A 21,133-nucleotide genomic window follows, 5' to 3' on the forward strand; every position below is an offset into this window, starting at 1 on the left:
TGGTCAAGATCATCGGATTGATTGGTTAAGATGGTTTGGGCACAGCATTCGTTTAATCCCCATAGCTAAACCAGCTCTGAACAGCGCTACACTTCTGTCAACGGTTTGCATATGACTTGTGGCGGTTTCGAAGCGCTTTCCTGTCTCCCAAAACCAAAGCTAGCTACAAAGCGAAAACCTTGCTGGTAGCCGTTCACCCTCCATAAGCTATATGCGTTGTTGTAAAGCATTTTTATTTATTTCATTTTCAATCAATGATTTGAATTTTTTAAGTCCGTGTTCATATTTTTTGTTGTGCCAGTATCGTCCACCTGTTCCAGGATGGCATACAAATTCATATCTTACTCCTGATTCATATTTTGGAATTTTCCACCTCAATTTGTCCCAAGATAGTTTAGATACAAAAATTACTAAATCAGGTTCTATAATTTTCACAACTTCATTAATTGTTTTTGCTCCAATTGTATAGTCAATTGATTTACAAAAGTTCTTTATTGAATCCCCAGTTTCTGGTGCTGGTCTTTGAAAGCCATTCATAAAAGCTACGTTTGTCATAGCTCTAAATTCCTCAACTTTCATAAATTCAGACATTCGAGTATTCAGTTCTCTGAATATCATATGTCCAGCTGGTTTCCAGTTTCCTTTCAGTATGACCCTTGTGTTTATCCATGCAATTTCTTCATCGGATAAGTCCGCTTGTGTGGAACTATACCATTTTTCGGGATTTTTGCTTATTGTCGATTTTGGTGGTAAATAATGACTTTCAGCAATCAGCATTATTTTCGGTGAATTGTTTTTTCCGTAATTTTTCCCGACAAAAGGTAGCATTGAAGGAAACCTTTGATAATGGTCAATTTCATTCAGTTTACTATCAAAAATTTCAGTCGATTCGTTCATAGTTTGTTGGTTTGATTAAATGTTTTACAACTTACTTATCCACCTGAAAAACCAACCCATATACACCCTACGGAAAATCGTGAATTCTAATTTTTTCAGCCGTATTTTCAACTCCCTAAACCTACTAAATACCCTCCAACGAAAAAATACCCTGATCAGGGTATTTATTTAGTTTTTTTACATAGGTAAATGACTCATTCCTTTATCTCATAACAACATACGCCATGTTTTGAAGATTGTCAGTAAGGCCATGCTGTTGTCCCGGTGACGAATGATCTGTTTTACTTATGGATAGTGATCGTTTTTTACTCCATGCTTTCCGGTGGTAGTGCTACCCTAAAGTAACTCATAACTGATCAAAATAAAGTGGTCAGGATCATCGGATTGATTGGTAAAGATGGTTTGGGCACAGCATTCGTTTAATTCCCATAGCTAAACCAGCTCTGAACAGCGCTACACTTCTGTCAACGGTTTGCGGCTACCCGAAGGTGGCGATTTCGAAGCACTACACTGTCAACCAAGCATAACTTGTCCCGCAAAAGCGGGAAACTTTGATAGAAGCACGACTTGTCCCGATTTCTCGGGAAAGCTTGATTTAACCACTGAACCGCCACTTTTGGGTAGGTGCTGTTACCAGCTGGCGTTCTTGTGTCTTAAATCAAAAACTATGAAGAAACAATTTACCTGAATCATCTTTATCGTTTAGTTCCAAGCAAATTTCACTTTCCAAAAATTCATACTTCATACCAGATTCCTCTGTAGGAATGTCTGAGTCAATCAATGATAAAATGTATTGTAAATTGTAATCCCTACATATTTCCTTGACCTTGTTTAGTAAGCGTATCTTAATTCGATTGTCAAGACCTTCTAAAATACCATCATGATATACAAAACGGAAGAATGAGTTATTTGAATAATGTATTATTAATGAAAGGTCGAAAGCCATACAGAGCAACTTTTTATATGTAGTACCTTGTGCTTCCGAAGTTGTATTCAAATCACTCGGGTTTTGATAGTCAGCACTATATTCAATATTACCCTGCTTATTTTGTACAATAGATATAAGTGCATTGGCACCTAAAATATCTGTTATTATCGAGTTGAATATTCTATTGATGTCAGCGTGTTTCCTTTTATTTACTGCTTCACGGATTTCGTTAACAGATTTTTCCACACCCTGCTGAATTTTCGAAATTTCTTTTTCAATTTCTATAGACTGATCAACTGCGGCTATTTTATCTTTAATACGCTCTACTTCCGCCTCTATCTTTGATAAGTTCTTCTGATACTCTTTAAATTTGATATAAGAATCTTTCTCCGTAAGAAAAGATAGCTTCTCGCTTTTCTCCAATTCCAAAATCTTTAATTCTCTGTTAACAGAAATCAATTCAGCTTTAAGGGTTTGAAGATTTTCACTTAAATATCTTTTTCTGTCTCTTGAAATTGCTTCGTTAAACTTAAGTAAATCTGAAAACTATTTTTTAAGTTCGACCGGGAAAAGAAGTTGTGCTTCATTATGAAGTTTTTGGAGTTCTTCAATATTTATTTGTTCTGAAATATTTGCTAATGATTTTTCAATTTTATCGATGTCGTAAGCTATTCTATATCTATCAGTACTTAGTATTTGTATTTGGTTGTCTAGACTCTCAATGAGTTCTTTATTTATATATTGGTCTTGTTGGAAAAAATTAAATTTATCAATGGTTGATTTAGCTTCATTAACCTCCAGCTCTTTTATGTCTAGCAAACCAGCAAGTTTATCACGGTCATTTACATTAATCCTAGCTTCATCTTTTAAAATCCTGATGATTTCTTTTTTCTTGTCAATGTCTTCTTCTAGCGATAGTTTTTTAATTATCAAATTACTATCATAACCGAGCAATTCAAATACGAAAGGTTTCCAATCAATATGCTTTCCTTTAAATTTATCTAGTTTATAAACGTCTAAGTAGTCCTGTTGAGTTCTTAGAAAATAGGTAATAGACTTTCTATAGTCGTAGCTTGGTACAACATCAAATCCAAGATGTTCATTAAGTTTTTTTCGAGCTTTATCAAAGGCTAAGTTTTCGTCATCCCAATTCTTGGGAATTAAAAAGCCCTTAGTTTTTGTATCATTAATTTTAAAAGAAATTTTTGTATTCGTATCTATTTCTCGTTTTATAATCAAATAGCTGCCATTATTTAAAGCTAATTCACCGTAAAAAGCAACGCCATTAAAAATTTTATTCCCGAATATTTTTTTGTTAAACGAACCAAGGAGAATGAAATTAATTACGTGAATTAATGAGGTCTTGCCAAGATTATGGGTGTCTTTTTTCTTTTGTTTTTCAAATATTGTAGCAATAACAACATTGAATTCAGGTTCAAATTCAATATTCTTGAAATTTTTATTAGCATATATTTTTACAAGTTTCATCCTTGAATTGCTTTTATTGAATCTAACTTATCTACATACTCAATTTTGCCAAGCATAAAGAGGTACGATAGGGTGTATTCGTAATTTTCGGTAATGCCTTTTCCGATTTTATCGACAAGACTGCTTTTTAAATCATCATATTTGATAATTCCACTATCTAGTATTTCTTTCATCATTACTGCTGAAAGAAAGACAATTGAATATTTTATGTCGGTATGTTTATCTGGTCTAAGCATCTACTTTCTTTCCTATAAAACAATTACAATACATATAGTTGATAAAGACTCTTACTAACCTCTTCCTTCCTGAACCAAAAAACTCTTTGTTATTCGAAATGACATAGTCATATAATTCATCAAGCAACCTTTCGAAAGCAAAATAATCATTTTGATAGATTGTTATCTTAGCGTTAAGTTCGTCAACTAAATCATCAAACTGTTCTTTCAACGGCTTGTTTATAGGGTCTTTCAAAAAAGAATCTATTGATTCAAAATGAGAATAATGTCTTTGCATCACATTATCAAAATAATCTTTACTCAGTTTATTCAATTCATTTTTTTTCGCCATATCTACATAACTGAAGTCAACAATATTTTTGTCAAGCGGATCGGTTGATGGCAAATACTTGTGAAATGCCTCAATTACGCTTTTTAAATCACTTTCGTCAAATTGAAGTGGTCTCAATAAATCTTGAAGTTTTGCTTCTTTTACAATATCAGGATATGATTGAAGCCACATCTGAATTTTTTCATCTGCAATAATTACATTGGGAATCCCTGTATTAGCATCAATCAAATCTTCAATTTTTTCGTCTTGTTTGCCTGTAAGTTTTGAATTTGTAAACAATAGATAATACTCGATTTTATCAATTTCCTTAAGTCTTTCAATTGCTGGTAAAACTTCGTTTTTCAATCTTCGCTGAAAATCGCTATCTGAACAGCTAGCGTTAATTTTATTCGTATGTTTAGCTTGTATTACTATTTTACCCTCCCAAGGTTTTGATTCGCTTGGAAATAAATTTGCTTTCCCATTAAACTTAGCATCCCTGCCACCATCTGTCCCTTGTGCAAATGGAATAACGCCTTCGCCAAGAATCTTTCTACATAACAGTGTAGTTAAATTCTCAAATTCCTTATCGTCAAGGTCATATAATGGGTATTTTCTCATTTTTTGCTCAAAGTTAATTAATCCAATGTCCGTTTCATAAAATTATGTCCTTTTACACTTTTCACTTGTATTTGTGTGTTCTATAGGCTTGCTGGTAACTTACTTATATGTCTGAAAAACCCACCCATATACACCCTACGGAAGCTCGTGAAGTCTGATTTTTGCAGCTATGTTTTCATCTCCCTAAACCTACTAAATACCCTCCAACGAAAAAAATACCCTGATCAGGGTATTTATTTAGTTATTTTCATAGGTAAATGACTCATTTCTTTACTCATAACATCATACGCCATGTTTTGAAGATTGTCAGTAAGGCCATACTATGGTCCCGGTGACGAATGATCTATTTTACTTATGGATAGTGATCGTTTTTTACTCCATGCTTTCCGATGGAAGTTATACCCTAAAGCAACTGATAACTGATCAAAAAAAGTGGTCAAGATCATCGGATTCATTGGTAAAGATACTTCAGGGTATACCATCCACTCCAATCGTTTAATCCCCATAGCTAAACCAGCTCTGAACAGCGCTACACTTCTGTCAACGGTCCTCAGCTTGGAGACGGCGGGCATTCGGAGCCGTTCTCTTCCAGTCTACTCCTAACTTCTTAAAGATACTGATTTTCATAGTTACTCTGAACCGCCCGCTGTCTTCCAAGGTGATGTTATGCACTGTTCTTTTTCATTTTTTTGAGGCAATAAGTTCAAAAATCAATTCTTTCAATATTTCTAAATCACTCTCTATTGTTCCTTTCATATATCTTTCAAACACACTTTTATTGTCCGGAGGGTTTAGGTTCAGAATCAACCCTTTTTCCAAGGCCAATAACCTTAAAAACTCTCTTTGTGCACGTCCGTTACCTTCTCTAAAGGGATGAAAATAATTTACATTATCTAAAATTTCGGCTAACTTCTCTGCTAATTCTTTTCTTCTGTTTTTTCGAATTTTCTTGTAGTCAGCTATTAAAGAATTAATGTAGCTACTGGCATTATCAAAATGGGTGGTGGGAAAAAATTGTTTTCCATCTTTACTTATTTCCACAACCCTCTTTTTGCCAGCCCAGACATATATGTCTTGAAACAAATGCTTGTGAATATCAAAAAGGTTTTCAATTCCTTTAATCTTAATGGGATTGTTGTAAAGTTCCTGAAGTCGTTTTGTCACAGCTCCACTTTCAACAAAAAGTAATACATCTGGGTCTGTAATTCCCGGAATATTTTTTAAAATTCCTGTTTTTGGGTCTACATAAGTATAATCAAAATCTATGTACTTATAGGAATCAGACATAAGCCCTTTCTTCCGCAAACTTCACTAATTCACTTAATGAAATTTTTCCTGATACATAATCCCTGATTATTTCAACCCCTTTGGGCGTAGGTTTAAAACCCTCAAACATATTACTTCCCAAAGCATTTGCCGTGCTTTCTAATGTCTTTAAATCAGAAAATTTCACTCCCATTATCGTCAGGTTATTCCTATCAATTTCGATTGTAGCAAACATATATTTTGATTTTAAACCTTTTACGAATTTACAAAATTTCCGTCATTATATCCTTAGGTTCTTCTTTTTTAGAATAGTGCACAACTTAAATATATGTCTGAAAAACCCACCCATATATGCCCTACGGAAGCTTGCTAAGTCTGATTTTTCAGCCGTATTTTCATCTCCCTAAACCTACTCAATACCCTCCAACGAATAAATACCCTGATCAGGGTATTTATTTAGTTTTTTTACATAGGTAAATGACTCATTCCTTTGCACCTTTCGGTCTAACCAAAACCCAACGTTTTGACTCCGAAAGCATAGTGTCTTCGATTAAGTCAAAATGTAATTTTTGTGTATAAAATTCTATTGCCTTGTCATAGTCGTCCACAACAATTGCGATATGTGTCAAGTTCTGCTTCATTCTTCTATATTATTGTTGCCCGATAAGTACAATTCTCTAAAAAATGACTAGTCATTAAATTCTGTTGGGATTCCTCTGGTATTTGAATGTAAAACTAAAACCATTCATTCTCTGCTTCTCCGCTCCTAAGCACAAAAAATCCCCTGAAGCTTTTTAAACCTCAAGGGATTTCTTATAACTCTCAAACCAATAATCCAGCTAATCAATCAATTATCCGCTAATAATTTCTCTTCTGACTGAATAGGGATCGCTGCTAAGACTCCTAATTTCTCTGCTTTGACCAACTCGAAAGCTGCTCTATTGGCAGGAGCAATAGGCTCGGATGGAGGGATCTTCTCCTGCAACCAGTCCACCTGCTTCCCATTTTTCCAGAATCTGAAACATAAATGCGGTCCAGTAGCTAAGCCTGTGCTTCCAACAAACCCAATTACCTGACCTTGCTTGACACGGGTACCAGGCTTCATACCTGAGGCAATCTTGGACATGTGCAAGTATTGAGTGGTGTAAGTATCGTTGTGTTTGATTTTAACATAATTCCCATTAGCACTCGTAAAGCGTGCCTCTACCACTGTGCCGTCTCCAACTGTACGGATTTCAGTACCTTCTTTAGCAGCATAGTCCGTACCCAAATGAGGCTTGTAGCGCTTTTGAACAGGATGAAACCTGTTAAGACTATATTTGGATGAAATTCTTGTAAATTTAACTGGATCCCTTAAAAATGCTTTTTTGAAGCTATTCCCTTCCTGATCAAAGAAAGAAACCTGTCCGTTCTGCTCAAACGGAATGGCAAAAAATTCTTCTCCTTTATATTTGAAGTAAGCTACTTCAATTTCTCCATTACCTACAACAATATCATCTACTACTTTTTCCTGAAAAATCACCTTAAACTCATCTCCTTTTTGTAAGGTTTTAAAATCAACTGACCAACCAAATAAATCGGCAAATTGATCGACTACATCGTAACTGATCCCTAATCCTGTCATGTTAGATGATAAGTTGGATGTAATCGTACCTCCGATTTCTACCGGACGATAAGTTATCGGACGCTCTTCTTTGTAGATGGCTACTTCTTCAAAATTAATGACAACGTACTCCAATGGATTGGGCTCATAAATAAAAAATTGCGCTTGCGAAGAGTCTTTTGCCGCTAAGACGGTGAATTTTTTATTGTACGCGATACGACGAACATCAAAAACTTCCTTGGATTTCTTGGCGATTTCGTCGATGATTTGAAAAGGAATATTGAAAGGAGCCAAGAGAGAGGAAAGCGTTTCATTTTTCCCGACCACTCCTTCGATGACATCCAAATCCTTGGCATTAATGCCAAATAAAACCAGGTCTTCTTCCTCTTCTTCGTAAACTTCCAGTTCAGTTTCCTCAAGGATGGTATCGGAATATACTTGGTTGTAGAGATAATACCCTGCACCTAAGCATAGCACCAAAATCCCAGTGCTGATCCATTTTTTATTCATGTGTAGTATTGTTGGCTGCGGATGGAATTCAAAGAAATTTAAATTCCGTTCAAATAGCAAGTTTTTCAAGGTTTTTATACCTAACAATTTCAACGAAGGTTACGAAATAAAAATTGCCCAATGTTCTTTTGAAATCATTTGATGAACTAGAAATTTTGAAAAAAATCAATTGTTCGGAACAATGCTTACAAAAACCATAAGGATTCGGTCATAATTATTCATTTCTGTCGTATACTTGGCGACTTTGCTTATCTTTGTCGACTTAAAAAAATAAAAACAAATGCTACGAACACATACCTGTGGAGAATTGAGACTTGACCACGTAAACCAAGAGGTAACTTTAGCTGGATGGGTACAGCGTGTACGCAATAAAGGGGGGTTGATTTGGGTGGATTTGAGAGATCGCTACGGAGTGACCCAATTGATTTTTGAAGAAGGATCTACGGACAAAGCTTTATTGGAAAAAGCAGCTTCTTTGGGAAGAGAATTTGTCATTACCGCCACAGGTGTAGTCATTGAGCGTGCCTCAAAAAATGATAAAATACAAACAGGGGCAATTGAAGTAAAAGCTGCTAACCTAGAAGTATTAAATCCTGCCAAAGTTCCTCCGTTCATTATCGAAGATGATACCGATGGAGGGGATGAACTTCGCATGAAATACCGCTACCTTGACCTTCGAAGAAATGTAGTTCGTGAAAAGTTGCAACTCCGTCACCGCATGATGCAGGAGACTAGAAAATATATGGATGCTGCGGACTTTATCGAAGTAGAAACTCCTGTATTGATCAAATCTACACCGGAAGGTGCCCGTGACTTTGTCGTTCCAAGCAGGGTAAATCCGGGAGAATTCTATGCATTGCCACAATCTCCACAAACCTTCAAACAGTTATTGATGGTCAGTGGATTTGACAGATATTTTCAGATTGTCAAATGCTTCAGAGACGAAGATTTAAGAGCAGACCGTCAGCCGGAATTCACTCAGATTGACTGCGAAATGTCTTTCGTTTCCCAAGAAGATATCTTGAATACCTTTGAAGGCTTGACCAAGCATTTATTCAGAGAGGTGAAAGGCATCGAATTGGAAGAGGTGAAGCGTATGACCTACGAGGATGCGATGAAATTCTACGGGAATGATAAGCCTGACTTAAGGTTTGACATGAAGTTTGTGGAATTAACAAATGTTGCACAAGGAAAAGGGTTCTCCATTTTTGATGTTGCTGAATTGGTAGTGGGTATCTGTGCCAAAGGTGCTGGCGAATATACCCGCAAGCAAATCGATGAGATCACCGAATGGGTGAAGCGCCCACAGATTGGGGCAAAAGGTTTGGTTTATGTGAAATGCAACGCAGATGGAAGCTTCAAATCTTCTGTGGATAAATTTTACAATCAGGAAGACTTAAGTGCTTGGGCAAAATTGGCTGGTGCCGAAGCAGGAGATTTGCTATTGATTTTGTCCGGCGAAGCCAAAACTACCCGCAAACAACTTTCCGAGCTGCGCTTGAAAATGGGTGAGGATTTGGGCCTAAGGGATAGAAATGTATTCAAACCATTGTGGGTAGTTGATTTTCCTCTACTTGAGTGGGACGAAGAAACCCAGCGCTTCCACGCCATGCACCATCCATTTACTTCCCCTAAAGCGGAAGATATTCCTATGTTGGAAACAGATCCAGGACTCGTTCGTGCCAATGCTTACGACTTGGTCATCAACGGGGTGGAGATTGGCGGAGGTTCCATCAGAATTCACGACAGAGCAACCCAACAATTGATGTTCAGACACTTAGGATTCACCGAGGAGGAAGCACAAAAGCAGTTTGGTTTCTTAATGGAAGCCTTCGAATACGGCGCCCCTCCACATGGTGGTATTGCCTTTGGATTTGACCGTTTGTGTGCAATTTTTGGAGGCTCCGATTCTATCAGAGATTACATTGCCTTCCCGAAAAACAACTCCGGAAGAGACGTCATGATTGACTCTCCAAGTACTATTGCTGAAGAGCAATTACAGGAATTGTCCATCAAGGTTGCATTAAAATAAAAACACTTCCACTCAAAAGCCTAGTTTAGCACGAAAAGGATCCCCTATTCTCTAAACTAGGCTATTTTTTTGCAAATTTTCAACCTGCTTTTTATCCACTTAACATCTTTTTTATCCATTCAAAACTTAGCGATACAGGTGATTAAACTATTCATTCACTTCGCAGTCTAAATTCTAGTTCAATAATTCTACCAAATGAAAATTTCTACCACTATTAAATTTTTGTTCGTGCTTTTGTTCATCTATTCTTTTGATGTTCAGGCACAAAGACCCGGAGGAGGACAAGCCCCCATATTAAAAGGGAAGGTCATCGAAGGTGACAGCAAAGAAGGAATGATCGGTGCCAATGTCTTGGTAAAAACGGTAACCGATTCCTTGCTAGTATCCACCGTTACAGGTGTGGACGGAAGCTTTGAAATCGAGCGTCCAAGAATTCCATCCGTAAAAATTGAAATCTCTTTCCTGGGCTACCAGAAAATCACCAAAATCCATGAGCGAGGGCAATCCTTAGATTTGGGTACGCTTATTTTGCTAGAAGACTCCAAGCTTCTTGGTGAAGTAGTCATCGAGGGTCAAATCCCCGTAGGTGAAGTCCGTGGTGACACTACTTCCTTCAATGCCAATGCATTTAAAACACGTGAAAACGCAGATGCAGAGGAATTAGTAAGAAAAATCCCAGGTGTAACCATTCAAAACGGTGAAATCCAAGCCAAAGGAGAACGTGTAGAACGAGTAATTGTGGATGGTAGAGAGTTCTTTGGTTCGGATCCATTTTTGGCACTTAGAAACTTACCGGCAGACGTTATTGACCGGGTTGAAATTCTAGACCAACGCTCTGATCAATCCAGGTTAACTGGATTTGATGATGGTAACTTTTCAAGAACCATCAACATTGTCACGCGACCTGACAGAAGAAACGGTCAGTTTGGGCGTGTGTATGGTGGCTATGGAACTGATGGAAGATATTCCGCAGGTGGTAACTTCAACATGTTTAAAGGAAATAAGCGTATTTCCATCATTGGTCTATTCAACAACATCAACCAACAAAACTTCTCCTCACAAGATCTAGTAGGTGTTGGTGGCGGTGGCGGTGGTGGCCGAGGAGGCTTTGGAGGTGGTCGTCCTGGCGGTGGCGGTAACAACAACTTCTTGGTGGGGCAAGATCAAGGGATTATTACTACCAACAGCTTGGGGGTTAACTACTCTGATAAGTTCGGAGATAAAATGAACTTCACTGCAAGTTATTTCTTCAACTCCACCAACAATAACCTATTCAGATTGACTAATCGGGAGATTATCCTATCCGAAACCAACCGTCAGTTTTACGAAGAAAGTTTGTTTAATACCATCCGTAACAATAACCATAGAATCAATTCCCGTATTGAATACGATATCACCCCTAAGCATGCGGTGATTGTGACGCCTTCGATTAATTTCCAGAATAACAGCACCTTCAATGATCGGGATGCGATCACCCGTACAGGAGTCTTGGCGCCACTAAGTGCTACACGGTCAATCTCAGATGCACAGACAGATGGGTATAATATTTCAAACAATTTGGTTTACCGCTACAAGTTTGATAAAAAAGGAAGAACACTTTCTACTACCATATTTACTTCTTGGAATAAGCGTGATCAATTATCAGAATTGATTGCAGCCAATCAGGATTTCATCCGAGACATCCGTGATACCTTAAATCAGGAGACCATTGGGCTTTCTGATGGATTCAATTACAGAGCTACTTTGCAATTTACAGAGGCATTGAGTGAAAAATCCTTATTGACAGCTTCTTACCAAGTGGGTAACAACAAAACATCTGCCGATCAGCAGACCTTCGCTATGCTTCCGGAATTAGGAATCATGGTTTTGGATACAGCTTTGAGTAACGTGTTTGAAAACAGGTTCATCATCCAAAGACCAAGCGTAGGCTATAGCTACAATTATCAAAAGTGGAATATCAATGCCAGCATGGACTACCAGTATGCGGTACAGGAAAACGATGCTCTTTTCCCAGTGGAACGTACCTTCAATCAGTCTTTTAGCAACTTCTTGCCAAGCATGAACGCATTCTATAGAAACATGCAAACGGGTTTTTCCTTCCGCATGCGTTACAGAACATTTACGCAGGAGCCTTCTGTGAATCAATTACAAAACGTAATCAACAACCAAAACCAGTTAGCACTTTCAGTGGGTAACCCGGATTTGGGACAGGCGTTTTCACACAATATCTTCGCAAACATTTCTAAAATAAACTTAGAAAAATCAAGAACTTTCTTCATGTTTGGTACTTTCTCGGTGACGGAAAACTTTATCGGAAACAGTACCTTCATTGCACAAACAGATACCTTGATCAATGGGGAGGTACTGCTGAGACCAGGTAGTCAGATCTCAAGACCGGAAAACTTATCAGGTCAGTTCAGATCACGTTTGTTTTTGACCTATGGAGCTCCGATCAAAAAAATCAAGACGCAGTTTAACACTAACTCCAGTGTGTCTTACAACAGAACACCAGGTATTATCAATGATCAGAAAAACTTCAATGATAACATTGACCTTGCACAAGGAGTAACCTTTACAAGTAATATCTCTAAGGATGTGGACTTTACCTTGCAGACGACAGCAACGTATACCATTGTTAACAGCAGTTTGCAACAGAATTTGAACAACAACTTCTATGTTCAGAGCTCCAATATCCGCTTCTATTACTCTCCTAACGGTGGTAAATTATTCATTTCCAATACTGCTCAAAACAACTTGTTCAGAGGTTTATCTGCTGATTTGGATCAGTCTGTATGGTTGTGGAACATTGAGGCTGGTATGAGATTCGCTAAAAATAACAAAGCAGAATTAAAAGTAACTGTATTTGACCTATTGAATCAAAACAATGCGATTGCAAGAACTGTCACAGACGTGGCCATCGAAGATACCTTTACCCGCGTATTGAACAGATTTGCCTTATTGACTTTCTCTTACAATATTGGAAACTTCAGAGCAGAGCAACCCGCTCAAGGAGGACCAGGGGGCATGCGTGGCCCTTGGGGCGGCGGAAGCAGAACTTGGTAACCTATTACCCACAAACAAAAAAAGAGGCAAATTGCCTCTTTTTTTGTTTCATCCCGTTGGTTACAATCAACCTTTTGGTAAAACTACTGTGTCAACCACGTGAATCACTCCATTCGATTGGAATACATCAGCAATAGTTACTTTTGATTTTCCACCATTTTCATCAGAGATGTACAAGTCTTTGCCTTCCATCCATGCAGTCAACTTACCTCCCTGTACTGTTGTCAAGGTTGCTTTTCCGTTTCCTTTCTTAATTGCTTCAGCGATTTCTTTTGCTCCCATTTTACCAGCTACTACGTGATAAGTAAGAATACCTGTCAGAGTTTCTTTGTTCTCAGGCTTCACCAAAGTCTCAACTGTACCTGCCGGTAATTTTTCAAAGGCAGCATTGGTAGGAGCGAATACCGTAAATGGTCCTGCAGACTGCAAGGTCTCAACCAATCCAGCAGCCTGTACTGCGGCTACTAGCGTCGTGTGATCTTGGGAATTTACGGCATTAGCTACAATGTTTTTGGATGGGTACATGGGTGCACCACCTACTTCTACTGTTTTCTCTTTTTGACCAAATGCCTGACCTGCGGTGAATATACAAAAAGCGATCAATGCGGATTTTAGAAATGTTGTTGTTTTCATGATTTTTAAATTTTGTTGTCTGCAGGGAATTACGAGGTCTTGGATAAATCTGGATTTAGCAGCTATTAAAAAATGTTTTTCCAGTCAATTATTTTAGATTTGTGCTTTCTAAGAATGAAAGATCCATGGTTCAGGAGAAAGTAGATAAAATAAAGGAAGCAATTCGTGCTGCCTCGGCAAGCAACCAAGAACAGTTGGAGGCCTACCGTATGCAGTTTATCAGCAAAAAGAGTGTGGTAGGTGAGCTATTCGCAGAAATGCGAAATATTCCCAACGAGCACAAGAAAGCGTTTGGTCAGGTTGTCAATGAGGTCAAGGAACTAGCAGAGACAAAATTCAAAGAACTGATTGAGCATGTTTCTTCTGCTACCAAGCAATCTAAGTCCGCTGCTATAGATTTGACCCTGCCTCCTTCGAATATTGCTGTTGGAGGAATCCATCCTTTGACTGCCACCCGTCAGCGAATCATTGAGATATTTGAACGTATAGGTTTCAACCTTTCCGAAGGCCCGGAAATCGAAGACGATTGGCATAATTTCACAGCCTTGAATTTCCCTGAAAACCATCCGGCAAGAGAAATGCAGGATACCTTCTTCTTGGAGAAAAATCCGGACATTGCGCTTCGTACCCATACATCTTCCGTGCAAGTACGCGTGATGGAAAACCAAAAACCTCCGATCCGTACATTATCTCCAGGTAGAGTCTATAGAAATGAAGCCATCTCTGCCCGTGCCCATTGCATCTTCCATCAGGTGGAGGGGTTGTATGTAGATAAAAATGTTGGATTTGCTGACCTGAAAAACACCTTGTACCACTTTGCGAAAGAAATGTTTGGTAAGGAAACCAAGGTACGCTTTAGACCTTCCTTCTTCCCATTCACAGAACCAAGTGCAGAAATTGATATTAGCTGTCACTTATGTGGAGGAAAAGGCTGTAACGTCTGTAAAGGTACAGGTTGGGTTGAAATTGGTGGCTCAGGAATGGTAGATCCCAATGTCTTGGAAAACTGCGGGATAGACTCCAAAGAATACACAGGATTTGCCTTTGGGATGGGTATAGAACGTATCGCCATGCTGAAATATCAGATCAAAGATCTCCGATTATTTACTGAAAATGATGTGCGGTTTTTACAACAATTCCGCTCGCTGATATAACCAATCAAGCTCTCCACTGGGGAGCTTTTTTTAATTGGATGAGATCCGGATAGTGGTCAAAAAATCTCCAATTTCATGTAGCAGACCTGGATTGCTTGCGGCAGCATTGCCAATGACAACCACATCTGCACCTGCTTGATAGGCAGTTTTTACAGCAGTCAAATCCCGTAATCCTCCTCCCACCAGTAAAGGCGCCTGAATATGCTTTTTGAATGATTTAATCAATGATGCAGGCACTGGTTGATGCGCACCACTTCCCGCTTCCATGTAGAAGTACTGTAAACCTAGATATTTCCCGGCTAAGGCAGTGGCGAGCATCAATTCCGGTTTATCGGCCGGCAGTGGTAAGGTCTGGGAAATGTACTGAACGCTGCTATGATTCCCACCATCTATTAGCATATAACCGGTTGGAAGGACCTCCAGCGTTGTTTTGGCTAGTAAAGGGGCTACGGTCACATGCTGCCCGATCAGCAAATCCGGATTTCGGCCAGAAATCAGGGAAAGGAATAAGATTCCATCTGCCAACTCTGAAAACTGAATAGCATTCCCGGGAAAAATAAGTACTGGAATATCAGAAAGTACTGATTTGATGCTCCGAATGACCTGATCTAAATTTCTTTGTTGTACCAAACTCCCACCTACCAAAATAAAATCAATGGGCGCTTCTGTTAAACTGATCAGCAGCTCTTGAAAAGCTATCAAATCCCTCACATCATCCGGATCTATTAGCCAGGCAAGGCCTTTATTTCCTGTGAGGGCAAATGATTGGAGACTTTGGGCAATGGCATTAGGATTCATCTTCGCTTGGGGCCACAGAGTCTTGTTCATTCAAGCGCTTTATCAGAAACTCTCTCCCATAGTTCATGGCAATAGGAAGCAAAGCCATCCCTATCCTACCCATTAAGCCCGGTTGGTTTTTTTGAGTCAGGCGATGTTGCAGTTCTTCGTCAAGTAAGCCTTCCTTTTCTAAAACTTGAAGAACTTTCTCTGTTTTCTTTTTCTTTTTGGAGCCTAAAATTTTAACTGTAGCCGCAGCAATCATGGCTGAACCAAGTAATACAGCACCCATTTTGATGTAATCCCCGGATTCATTTCTTGCTATGGAAAGCTGCATCTTGAGTGTCTGCTCCAATTCTTCGGCTTTTTTCTGAAGCTCTTTGTTAGTCATCGTCTCTCGGGGTTTTGTTTTCTCCAAAAATAAATGCCCGCAAAAATGCCTTCAATGAGCGCCCAAATGATCGGGAATCTCTTGCCAGAAAGAAAATCAGAAATACAATCAGGTATAGAATTGCTACCAATAAAAAGCCTTTATAAGATGAGTACATCAAATCACTCAGATAAAAAGCGAGTGATAAACTCATGAATAAAAGGATCATAACAGAAAAAACACCCATCAGAACCAAGAGAAATATCCTAGTGAGGACAATGGAAACCTGCTCAGAGATTTCATTTTTCACCATATTGATCCTGACCTCAATGAGTTGCTTGATTGTCTGTACTATCTCAGAAATGTTGAACATGCGTCTTGCTATTGTTGGAAATTGAATACAATATACAGCAAAAATCGTGCATCAAAAAGTGTCGGTAGCCTCAGGTTCTTGGTTTTCCGTATAAAACTGATAGGTCAGTACTTTCTCAATGGCTTTTTGGATCGCCTGATTGATGGGCATTTGATCCGTGGTCAGCCCATGATCGATGTTGAATAATTGGGCATAATAGCCACTGCTGGATGGTAGATGCAGACCTTCATTGATAGCTTGAGCGGCTGTTTTAAACTGGGTCTGCTTTTGGGTTTTTATATTCTTGCAGGTGATGATTTCTTTTTGTCCGTGCTTATTTGTGCGATAGGAAGAACTAAAGAGACGGCAAATCATACCTCTATTGTGATAATCTGAGCAAAAGCCCATGGATCCATCTTCCGAAAAGCTTTTATATACGATACACCAATCATCCGCTGTCTTGCTTTCCAACAACTCAAGTGCTGCCTCGGCCTTTCCCTTATCATAGAGATCGAAGGCTAAGGGTATAAATTCCATCACTGTGGCACTTACTTTGGGATTGGAGCAACACTTCCCACAGCCACTGATACAGGTCAATTGGCTCACATCCATAAACGCTTTGACATCCTGATCCAATTGATCAAAAACCTTTCTCACTTCTGCTGATTTTTCCCTTAAGTTCATAGCTTTTAAATAAAAGTTTGCGAAGGTACAGAGAGTTTATAATATCTACAATAGCCTACCTTGAGCATACGCATAAATTGCTAGGAAGTTAATTTTCAGAAAATTATGATCAAAGATGTGATTTTTTTGTAACCATTAAGGGATTAAGGAAATTAAGACCCCTTAATGCCTCTTCACTTCTTAATGGTTTCTCTTTTATTAAAGAATTCCACTCCATGTTTTTTACCATGAAGGAATTAAGAGGTTTAAGTTTCTTCTTAATGACTCTTAACTCCTTAATGGTTTTTTCTCACCATTAAGGGATTAAGGAAATTAAGACCCCTTAATGCCTCTTCACTTCTTAATGGTTTCTCTTTTATTAAAGAATTCCACTCCATGTTTTTTACCATGAAGGAATTAAGAGGTTTAAGTTTCTTCTTAATGACTCTTAACTCCTTAATGGTTTTTTCTCACCATTAAGGGATTAAGGAAATTAAGACCCCTTAATGCCTCTTCACTTCTTAATGGTTTCTCTTTTATTAAAGAATTCCACTCTATGTTTTTTTTACCATGAAGGAATTAAGGGGATTAAGTTTTTTCTTAATGATTCTTAACTCCTTAATGGTTTTTTCTCACCTTTAAGGGATTAAGCTAATGAAACCTTTCTTAATAATTTACCCATCAGGAAGTTGCGCAAAGTATTCATTCACAAATGGTTTCTTGCTACGTGTAATGTTATCAGTAAAAAAATTTATCAAAAGCCCTTGAGGCTTCTTTAACAACTTCATATACGTCAATAATTGTGCTTCGTGGACTGGAAGGATATTCTCTATTGCTTTCAATTCTACTACAACCATTTTGTTAACTAGTAAATCAACCCTCAAATTAACCTCCATTTCTAAGGTATCATAAATCACAGGGACTCGCATTTGCTGATCAACTTCGTATCCTTTTTTAATAAGTTCATGCCTCAGACAGTGCTCATAAACACTTTCAAGCAATCCCGGCCCCAGTTCCTTATGGACTTTAATCGCTAACCCCACAATTTCGTAGGACAGCTGAGTTACCTCTCGTTTTGTCATAAGCAGCAGTATTTCTAAAAAACAATAAACTAATCACACCCATCAATTTAGTGATTTTTTTTGTAACCATTAAGGGATTAAGAAAATTAAGAACCCACTTAATGAACCTTAACTTCTTAATGGTTTCCCATCACGGAAAATTTAAAACTACTTTATGAAATCACCATAGTTTTTGCTATCATTGAAAGGTTAAAATCTTCTTCAGTACCTTTAATTCCTAAATGGTTTTCTAATCATGCGAAAATTTTTCATTTTTCTACTCACACTATTCATCAGTTTCCAAAGCTTCAGTCAATCCATTCTTTACTTGAACGAGTATCGCGTTCCAATTCAGCCTAGCAAAAAGTCCCCTGCCAGTTATTTTATGATTAAAACAGCTTCGGGCCTATCAGAACTGATCCTCACCTTCACGATGGATACAGTAAAAGTATTTGAAAAAAGAGAGGATAAAAATGAAGAAGGAACAGTCATCAAAAAAATTCAAACTGAATACACTGACCAAGGAGCATTAAAAGCTAGAACAGTGAAAGACTTGTTGACATCCACCAACTCCACTGAAACCTTTTTCCTCAATGGTCATCCAAAAAGTAAAACCACCTCAAAAGCAGGAACAATCGTAGAAGAACTGTACTTTGATGAAGATGGTCAGGAACTATCCAAGGCAACCAAGATCGCACCATTACCCAAAGGAAATATGCAAGGCTGGTATAAGTACTTGGCTAACAATATGCGAATGCCAGAAGATGTCAAAAGATCTGGTTTGAATGAAACAGTATATGTAAAGTTTGAGGTAGCCACCGATGGAAGTCTTGACAACATTCACGTATTGAACCCAGAAGAGGTCCATACCTCCATTTCCAAAGAAGCCATACGACTCCTTACAAAATATCCCCATCAATGGACACCTGGAACACTCAATGGAGTAGCCACTGCAATGGATATGATACTTCCATTGAGGTTTAAGTATGGAAACTAGCTGTTTATCGAAGCAAGTATCCCATAGCATATTCAAAAACAATCGATTACGTAAGCGCTATCTGAAATTTTTAAAACTTATATCGATAAAATTTAGAATAAAATTCTGTTTTGGCTTTAGATTGAGTAGTTTTGTAGCTTGTAATTAGCAGGTTAGGAACTAACATGCATGAAGTTATCTTGATTTCACCATCAAGCTTTCATCCTAACCTCTAATTTTTTCATTCGAAAAAGTTGCTTTCCCAAACCTATTGAATTCATGACACAATTATTTTACCGTCTATTTAAACCTACACAGGCAAATTTAAAAGATGAAGTTTTATCTGGTTTAACAGTGGCCTTAGCATTGGTGCCCGAAGCAGTTGCCTTTTCGTTGATTGCGGGTGTCAGTCCATTGATAGGTTTATACACTGCATTTATCATTGGATTGATTACCTCGATTTTGGGAGGAAGACCTGGCATGATTTCAGGCGCAACTGGGGCAATCGCCGTAGTAGTAGTTGCTTTGGTCGTATCTCATGGAGTTGAATATCTTTTTGCCGCTGTTGTTTTGATGGGATTGATCCAAATTGCAGTTGGCTTACTGAAGCTGGGTAAATTGATTCGCTTGGTGCCACATCCGGTAATGTTCGGCTTTGTCAATGGACTAGCTATTGTCATCGGAATGGCGCAGTTTGAGCAGTTCAAATTCACTACAGCAGCAGGTACTGTGGAGTGGATGACTGGGAATCCATTATATTTAATGATTGGTCTGGTGGGTTTGACCATGGTCATCATCAAGTTTTTCCCTAAAGTTACTACCGCAGTTCCTTCGGCATTAGTAGCTATATTAACCATTTCCGCAATTGTCATCTTCGGAGGAATTGATACCCGAACAGTGGGTGACTTGGCTTCTATCAGTGGTGGATTGCCTGAATTTCATATTCCGTTGGTTCCGTTCAATTGGGAAACCTTTATGATCATTCTGCCCTATTCTGCTATTATGGCTGGGGTTGGTCTGATTGAGAGTTTGTTAACCTTGACTTTAATCGATGAAATCACCGAAACCCGAGGACATGGAAATAAAGAGTGTGTCGCGCAGGGTGTCGCTAACCTGACTACTGGATTATTCGGTGGCATGGGAGGTTGCGCCATGATAGGACAATCGTTGATTAATGTGAATGCAGGAGGTCGTAACCGGATTTCGGGGATTGTGGCATCTGTTGGATTATTAATCTTTATCCTATTTCTTTCCAGCTACATTGAAATGATCCCTATGGCTGCATTGGTTGGCTTGATGTTTATGGTGGCTATCGGTACTTTTGAATGGGCTTCTTTGAAAGTATTCAGAAAAGTACCTTTTCATGATGTCTTAGTAATGGTAGTAGTTACCCTAGTGACAGTCTTCTTACATAACCTTGCCTTGGCCGTGTTGGTAGGAGTAATTATTTCAGCCTTGGTATTTGCTTGGCAAAATGCTAAAATGATCCGCACAAGAAAGCGTGTGGATGAAAATGGAGTGAAACATTATGAAGTATTCGGTCCTCTATTTTTTGCATCAGCTATGACATTCGGACAAAAGTTTGACCCCATCAATGACCCTGAGGAAATAGTCATTGACTTTGCTGAAAGCAGAATTGTGGATCACTCCGGAATTGATGCCATCCATAAGGTAACCGAGCGCTACCATAAAATGGGGAAAACCGTTTATATCCGACACTTGGATAGTTCTAGTAAAGTCCTTTTGAACAAAGCAGAAAAGATCATCAATGTAAATTACACCGACGATGATCCTTCTTTCAAGATTGTATTAGATGAAGAAAAAACGATGGTGTAGTTATTATCTCAATAAATGATTGAAGGCCTTAGGTGAAAGCTCAAGGCTTATTTTGAAAACATCAACCAAATCGCCGATTTACTTCAATTTAACGATGCCTCCTACTTCGTTAAGTTCTTTAAAAAACATACTGGGGAAACCCCACATCAGTTTAGGGGGAGGTATTTCGGATAAAAAAGATAGTTTCTCGCAGCGATCGCAACGATTAACGCAGGGCTCGCTGCGTGAAAATATTTAAATACCCCCCGCTGCGCTCGTTGCGAATTTCTTTGCGCTCGCCGCGTGAAATAGTTGAAAACCGAGGTGCTAAATGACCTCAAAGGTTAAACCCCCACCCATTTTTACCAAAATACCTGT

At 38.5% G+C, this 21,133-nt stretch carries 21 protein-coding genes; 6 read left to right on the forward strand and 15 right to left on the reverse strand.

Annotation, left to right across the window (positions count from 1 at the left end):
* Positions 1-207: 207 nt before the first annotated feature.
* The 9 genes from IE080_RS11760 to IE080_RS11800 all read right to left on the reverse strand — a co-directional run bounded on the left by IE080_RS11760 (position 208) and on the right by IE080_RS11800 (position 7,859).
* Positions 208-897 carry a hypothetical protein gene (locus IE080_RS11760; protein WP_189582570.1) on the reverse strand — a complete coding sequence of 230 codons (690 nt, stop codon included), beginning with the start codon at positions 895-897 and terminating at the stop codon, positions 208-210.
* Positions 898-1,555: 658 nt separating this feature from the next.
* Complete coding sequence (locus IE080_RS11765) at positions 1,556-2,284, reverse strand: DUF2326 domain-containing protein (protein ID WP_229800610.1); 729 nt, start codon at positions 2,282-2,284, stop codon at positions 1,556-1,558.
* A gap of 87 nt (positions 2,285-2,371) precedes the next feature.
* Positions 2,372-3,313: a hypothetical protein gene (locus tag IE080_RS11770; RefSeq protein ID WP_189582577.1), complete on the reverse strand. Its 942-nt coding sequence runs from the start codon at positions 3,311-3,313 to the stop codon at positions 2,372-2,374.
* Positions 3,310-3,549, reverse strand: coding sequence for an ABC-three component system middle component 8 (locus tag IE080_RS11775; protein WP_189582580.1), 240 nt, complete (start codon positions 3,547-3,549; stop codon positions 3,310-3,312). The genes IE080_RS11770 and IE080_RS11775 overlap by 4 nt, the downstream gene beginning before the upstream one ends.
* The gene (locus IE080_RS11780) at positions 3,542-4,480 is read right to left on the reverse strand and encodes an ABC-three component system protein (protein WP_189582583.1); all 939 of its coding nucleotides are present in this window, start codon (positions 4,478-4,480) and stop codon (positions 3,542-3,544) included. The genes IE080_RS11775 and IE080_RS11780 overlap by 8 nt, the downstream gene beginning before the upstream one ends.
* A 681-nt stretch (positions 4,481-5,161) precedes the next feature.
* Positions 5,162-5,767: a Fic/DOC family protein gene (locus IE080_RS11785; RefSeq protein WP_189582586.1), complete on the reverse strand. Its 606-nt coding sequence runs from the start codon at positions 5,765-5,767 to the stop codon at positions 5,162-5,164.
* On the reverse strand, positions 5,760-5,981 hold the full coding sequence (locus IE080_RS11790) for an antitoxin VbhA family protein (RefSeq protein ID WP_189582589.1): 222 nt from the start codon (positions 5,979-5,981) through the stop codon (positions 5,760-5,762). Before IE080_RS11790 ends, IE080_RS11785 begins: the two co-directional genes overlap by 8 nt.
* Before the next feature lie 247 nt (positions 5,982-6,228).
* Positions 6,229-6,387, reverse strand: a complete 159-nt coding sequence (locus IE080_RS11795) for a VOC family protein (protein WP_308428171.1) — start codon at positions 6,385-6,387, stop codon at positions 6,229-6,231.
* Between the two features lie 206 nt (positions 6,388-6,593).
* Positions 6,594-7,859, reverse strand: coding sequence for a M23 family metallopeptidase (locus IE080_RS11800; protein WP_189582592.1), 1,266 nt, complete (start codon positions 7,857-7,859; stop codon positions 6,594-6,596).
* A 280-nt stretch (positions 7,860-8,139) separates the two neighbouring features.
* Between IE080_RS11800 and aspS the strand changes: the two genes are divergently transcribed.
* Positions 8,140-9,891 (forward strand): aspartate--tRNA ligase, encoded by a 1,752-nt coding sequence (gene aspS, locus IE080_RS11805; protein WP_189582594.1) that lies wholly within the window; start codon positions 8,140-8,142, stop codon positions 9,889-9,891.
* Positions 9,892-10,086: 195 nt separating this feature from the next.
* A complete protein-coding gene (locus IE080_RS11810; protein ID WP_189582596.1) occupies positions 10,087-12,954 on the forward strand; it encodes an outer membrane beta-barrel protein in 2,868 nt (955 codons plus the stop codon).
* A gap of 66 nt (positions 12,955-13,020) precedes the next feature.
* Here IE080_RS11810 and IE080_RS11815 read toward each other — a convergent pair whose 3' ends face one another.
* Positions 13,021-13,587, reverse strand: a complete 567-nt coding sequence (locus IE080_RS11815; RefSeq protein ID WP_189582597.1) for a fasciclin domain-containing protein — start codon at positions 13,585-13,587, stop codon at positions 13,021-13,023.
* A gap of 125 nt (positions 13,588-13,712) precedes the next feature.
* Here IE080_RS11815 and pheS point away from each other — a divergent pair, with 125 nt between their 5' ends.
* Positions 13,713-14,741, forward strand: coding sequence for a phenylalanine--tRNA ligase subunit alpha (gene pheS, locus IE080_RS11820; RefSeq protein WP_189582598.1), 1,029 nt, complete (start codon positions 13,713-13,715; stop codon positions 14,739-14,741).
* Between the two features lie 30 nt (positions 14,742-14,771).
* Here the strand turns inward: pheS and IE080_RS11825 are convergent, their stop codons facing one another.
* The 5 genes from IE080_RS11825 to IE080_RS11845 form a co-directional block, all read right to left on the reverse strand.
* A complete protein-coding gene (locus tag IE080_RS11825) occupies positions 14,772-15,569 on the reverse strand; it encodes a phosphoglycerol geranylgeranyltransferase (RefSeq protein WP_229800611.1) in 798 nt (265 codons plus the stop codon).
* Positions 15,529-15,909, reverse strand: a complete 381-nt coding sequence (locus IE080_RS11830; protein ID WP_189582601.1) for a hypothetical protein — start codon at positions 15,907-15,909, stop codon at positions 15,529-15,531. The genes IE080_RS11825 and IE080_RS11830 overlap by 41 nt, the downstream gene beginning before the upstream one ends.
* Positions 15,902-16,261, reverse strand: coding sequence for a phage holin family protein (locus IE080_RS11835; protein ID WP_189582604.1), 360 nt, complete (start codon positions 16,259-16,261; stop codon positions 15,902-15,904). The genes IE080_RS11830 and IE080_RS11835 overlap by 8 nt, the downstream gene beginning before the upstream one ends.
* A 51-nt stretch (positions 16,262-16,312) precedes the next feature.
* Positions 16,313-16,924, reverse strand: coding sequence for a YkgJ family cysteine cluster protein (locus IE080_RS11840; protein ID WP_189582607.1), 612 nt, complete (start codon positions 16,922-16,924; stop codon positions 16,313-16,315).
* Between the two features lie 653 nt (positions 16,925-17,577).
* Positions 17,578-17,985 (reverse strand): GxxExxY protein, encoded by a 408-nt coding sequence (locus IE080_RS11845; protein WP_189582610.1) that lies wholly within the window; start codon positions 17,983-17,985, stop codon positions 17,578-17,580.
* A gap of 235 nt (positions 17,986-18,220) precedes the next feature.
* On the opposite strand from IE080_RS11845, the gene IE080_RS11850 reads away from it, so the two are divergent.
* From IE080_RS11850 to IE080_RS11860, 3 genes are all read left to right on the forward strand, one after another.
* Positions 18,221-18,961, forward strand: a complete 741-nt coding sequence (locus tag IE080_RS11850) for an energy transducer TonB (protein WP_189582613.1) — start codon at positions 18,221-18,223, stop codon at positions 18,959-18,961.
* Positions 18,962-19,219: 258 nt separating this feature from the next.
* Positions 19,220-20,776 (forward strand): SulP family inorganic anion transporter, encoded by a 1,557-nt coding sequence (locus IE080_RS11855; RefSeq protein WP_189582616.1) that lies wholly within the window; start codon positions 19,220-19,222, stop codon positions 20,774-20,776.
* Positions 20,777-20,845: 69 nt separating this feature from the next.
* Positions 20,846-20,950: an AraC family transcriptional regulator gene (locus tag IE080_RS11860; RefSeq protein WP_229800618.1), complete on the forward strand. Its 105-nt coding sequence runs from the start codon at positions 20,846-20,848 to the stop codon at positions 20,948-20,950.
* Positions 20,951-21,133: the final 183 nt, after the last annotated feature.

Source organism: Mongoliitalea lutea, assembly GCF_014652135.1.
Classification (GTDB): Bacteria; Bacteroidota; Bacteroidia; order Cytophagales; family Cyclobacteriaceae; genus Mongoliitalea; species Mongoliitalea lutea.

Excerpts from the sequence above, each read along its gene's own strand:
- IE080_RS11840 (WP_189582607.1), bottom strand. The coding sequence starts at position 16,924 with ATGAACTTAAGGGAAAAATCAGCAGAAGTGAGAAAGGTTTTTGATCAA.
- IE080_RS11810 (WP_189582596.1), top strand. The coding sequence starts at position 10,087 with ATGAAAATTTCTACCACTATTAAATTTTTGTTCGTGCTTTTGTTCATC.
- IE080_RS11800 (WP_189582592.1), bottom strand. The coding sequence starts at position 7,859 with ATGAATAAAAAATGGATCAGCACTGGGATTTTGGTGCTATGCTTAGGT.
- IE080_RS11835 (WP_189582604.1), bottom strand. The coding sequence starts at position 16,261 with ATGTTCAACATTTCTGAGATAGTACAGACAATCAAGCAACTCATTGAG.
- IE080_RS11850 (WP_189582613.1), top strand. The coding sequence starts at position 18,221 with ATGCGAAAATTTTTCATTTTTCTACTCACACTATTCATCAGTTTCCAA.
- IE080_RS11815 (WP_189582597.1), bottom strand. The coding sequence starts at position 13,587 with ATGAAAACAACAACATTTCTAAAATCCGCATTGATCGCTTTTTGTATA.
- IE080_RS11825 (WP_229800611.1), bottom strand. The coding sequence starts at position 15,569 with ATGAACAAGACTCTGTGGCCCCAAGCGAAGATGAATCCTAATGCCATT.
- IE080_RS11830 (WP_189582601.1), bottom strand. The coding sequence starts at position 15,909 with ATGACTAACAAAGAGCTTCAGAAAAAAGCCGAAGAATTGGAGCAGACA.
- IE080_RS11780 (WP_189582583.1), bottom strand. The coding sequence starts at position 4,480 with ATGAGAAAATACCCATTATATGACCTTGACGATAAGGAATTTGAGAAT.
- IE080_RS11855 (WP_189582616.1), top strand. The coding sequence starts at position 19,220 with ATGACACAATTATTTTACCGTCTATTTAAACCTACACAGGCAAATTTA.
- IE080_RS11770 (WP_189582577.1), bottom strand. The coding sequence starts at position 3,313 with ATGAAACTTGTAAAAATATATGCTAATAAAAATTTCAAGAATATTGAA.
- IE080_RS11760 (WP_189582570.1), bottom strand. The coding sequence starts at position 897 with ATGAACGAATCGACTGAAATTTTTGATAGTAAACTGAATGAAATTGAC.
- IE080_RS11775 (WP_189582580.1), bottom strand. The coding sequence starts at position 3,549 with ATGCTTAGACCAGATAAACATACCGACATAAAATATTCAATTGTCTTT.
- pheS (WP_189582598.1), top strand. The coding sequence starts at position 13,713 with ATGGTTCAGGAGAAAGTAGATAAAATAAAGGAAGCAATTCGTGCTGCC.
- aspS (WP_189582594.1), top strand. The coding sequence starts at position 8,140 with ATGCTACGAACACATACCTGTGGAGAATTGAGACTTGACCACGTAAAC.
- IE080_RS11790 (WP_189582589.1), bottom strand. The coding sequence starts at position 5,981 with ATGTTTGCTACAATCGAAATTGATAGGAATAACCTGACGATAATGGGA.
- IE080_RS11845 (WP_189582610.1), bottom strand. The coding sequence starts at position 17,985 with ATGACAAAACGAGAGGTAACTCAGCTGTCCTACGAAATTGTGGGGTTA.
- IE080_RS11785 (WP_189582586.1), bottom strand. The coding sequence starts at position 5,767 with ATGTCTGATTCCTATAAGTACATAGATTTTGATTATACTTATGTAGAC.
- IE080_RS11795 (WP_308428171.1), bottom strand. The coding sequence starts at position 6,387 with ATGAAGCAGAACTTGACACATATCGCAATTGTTGTGGACGACTATGAC.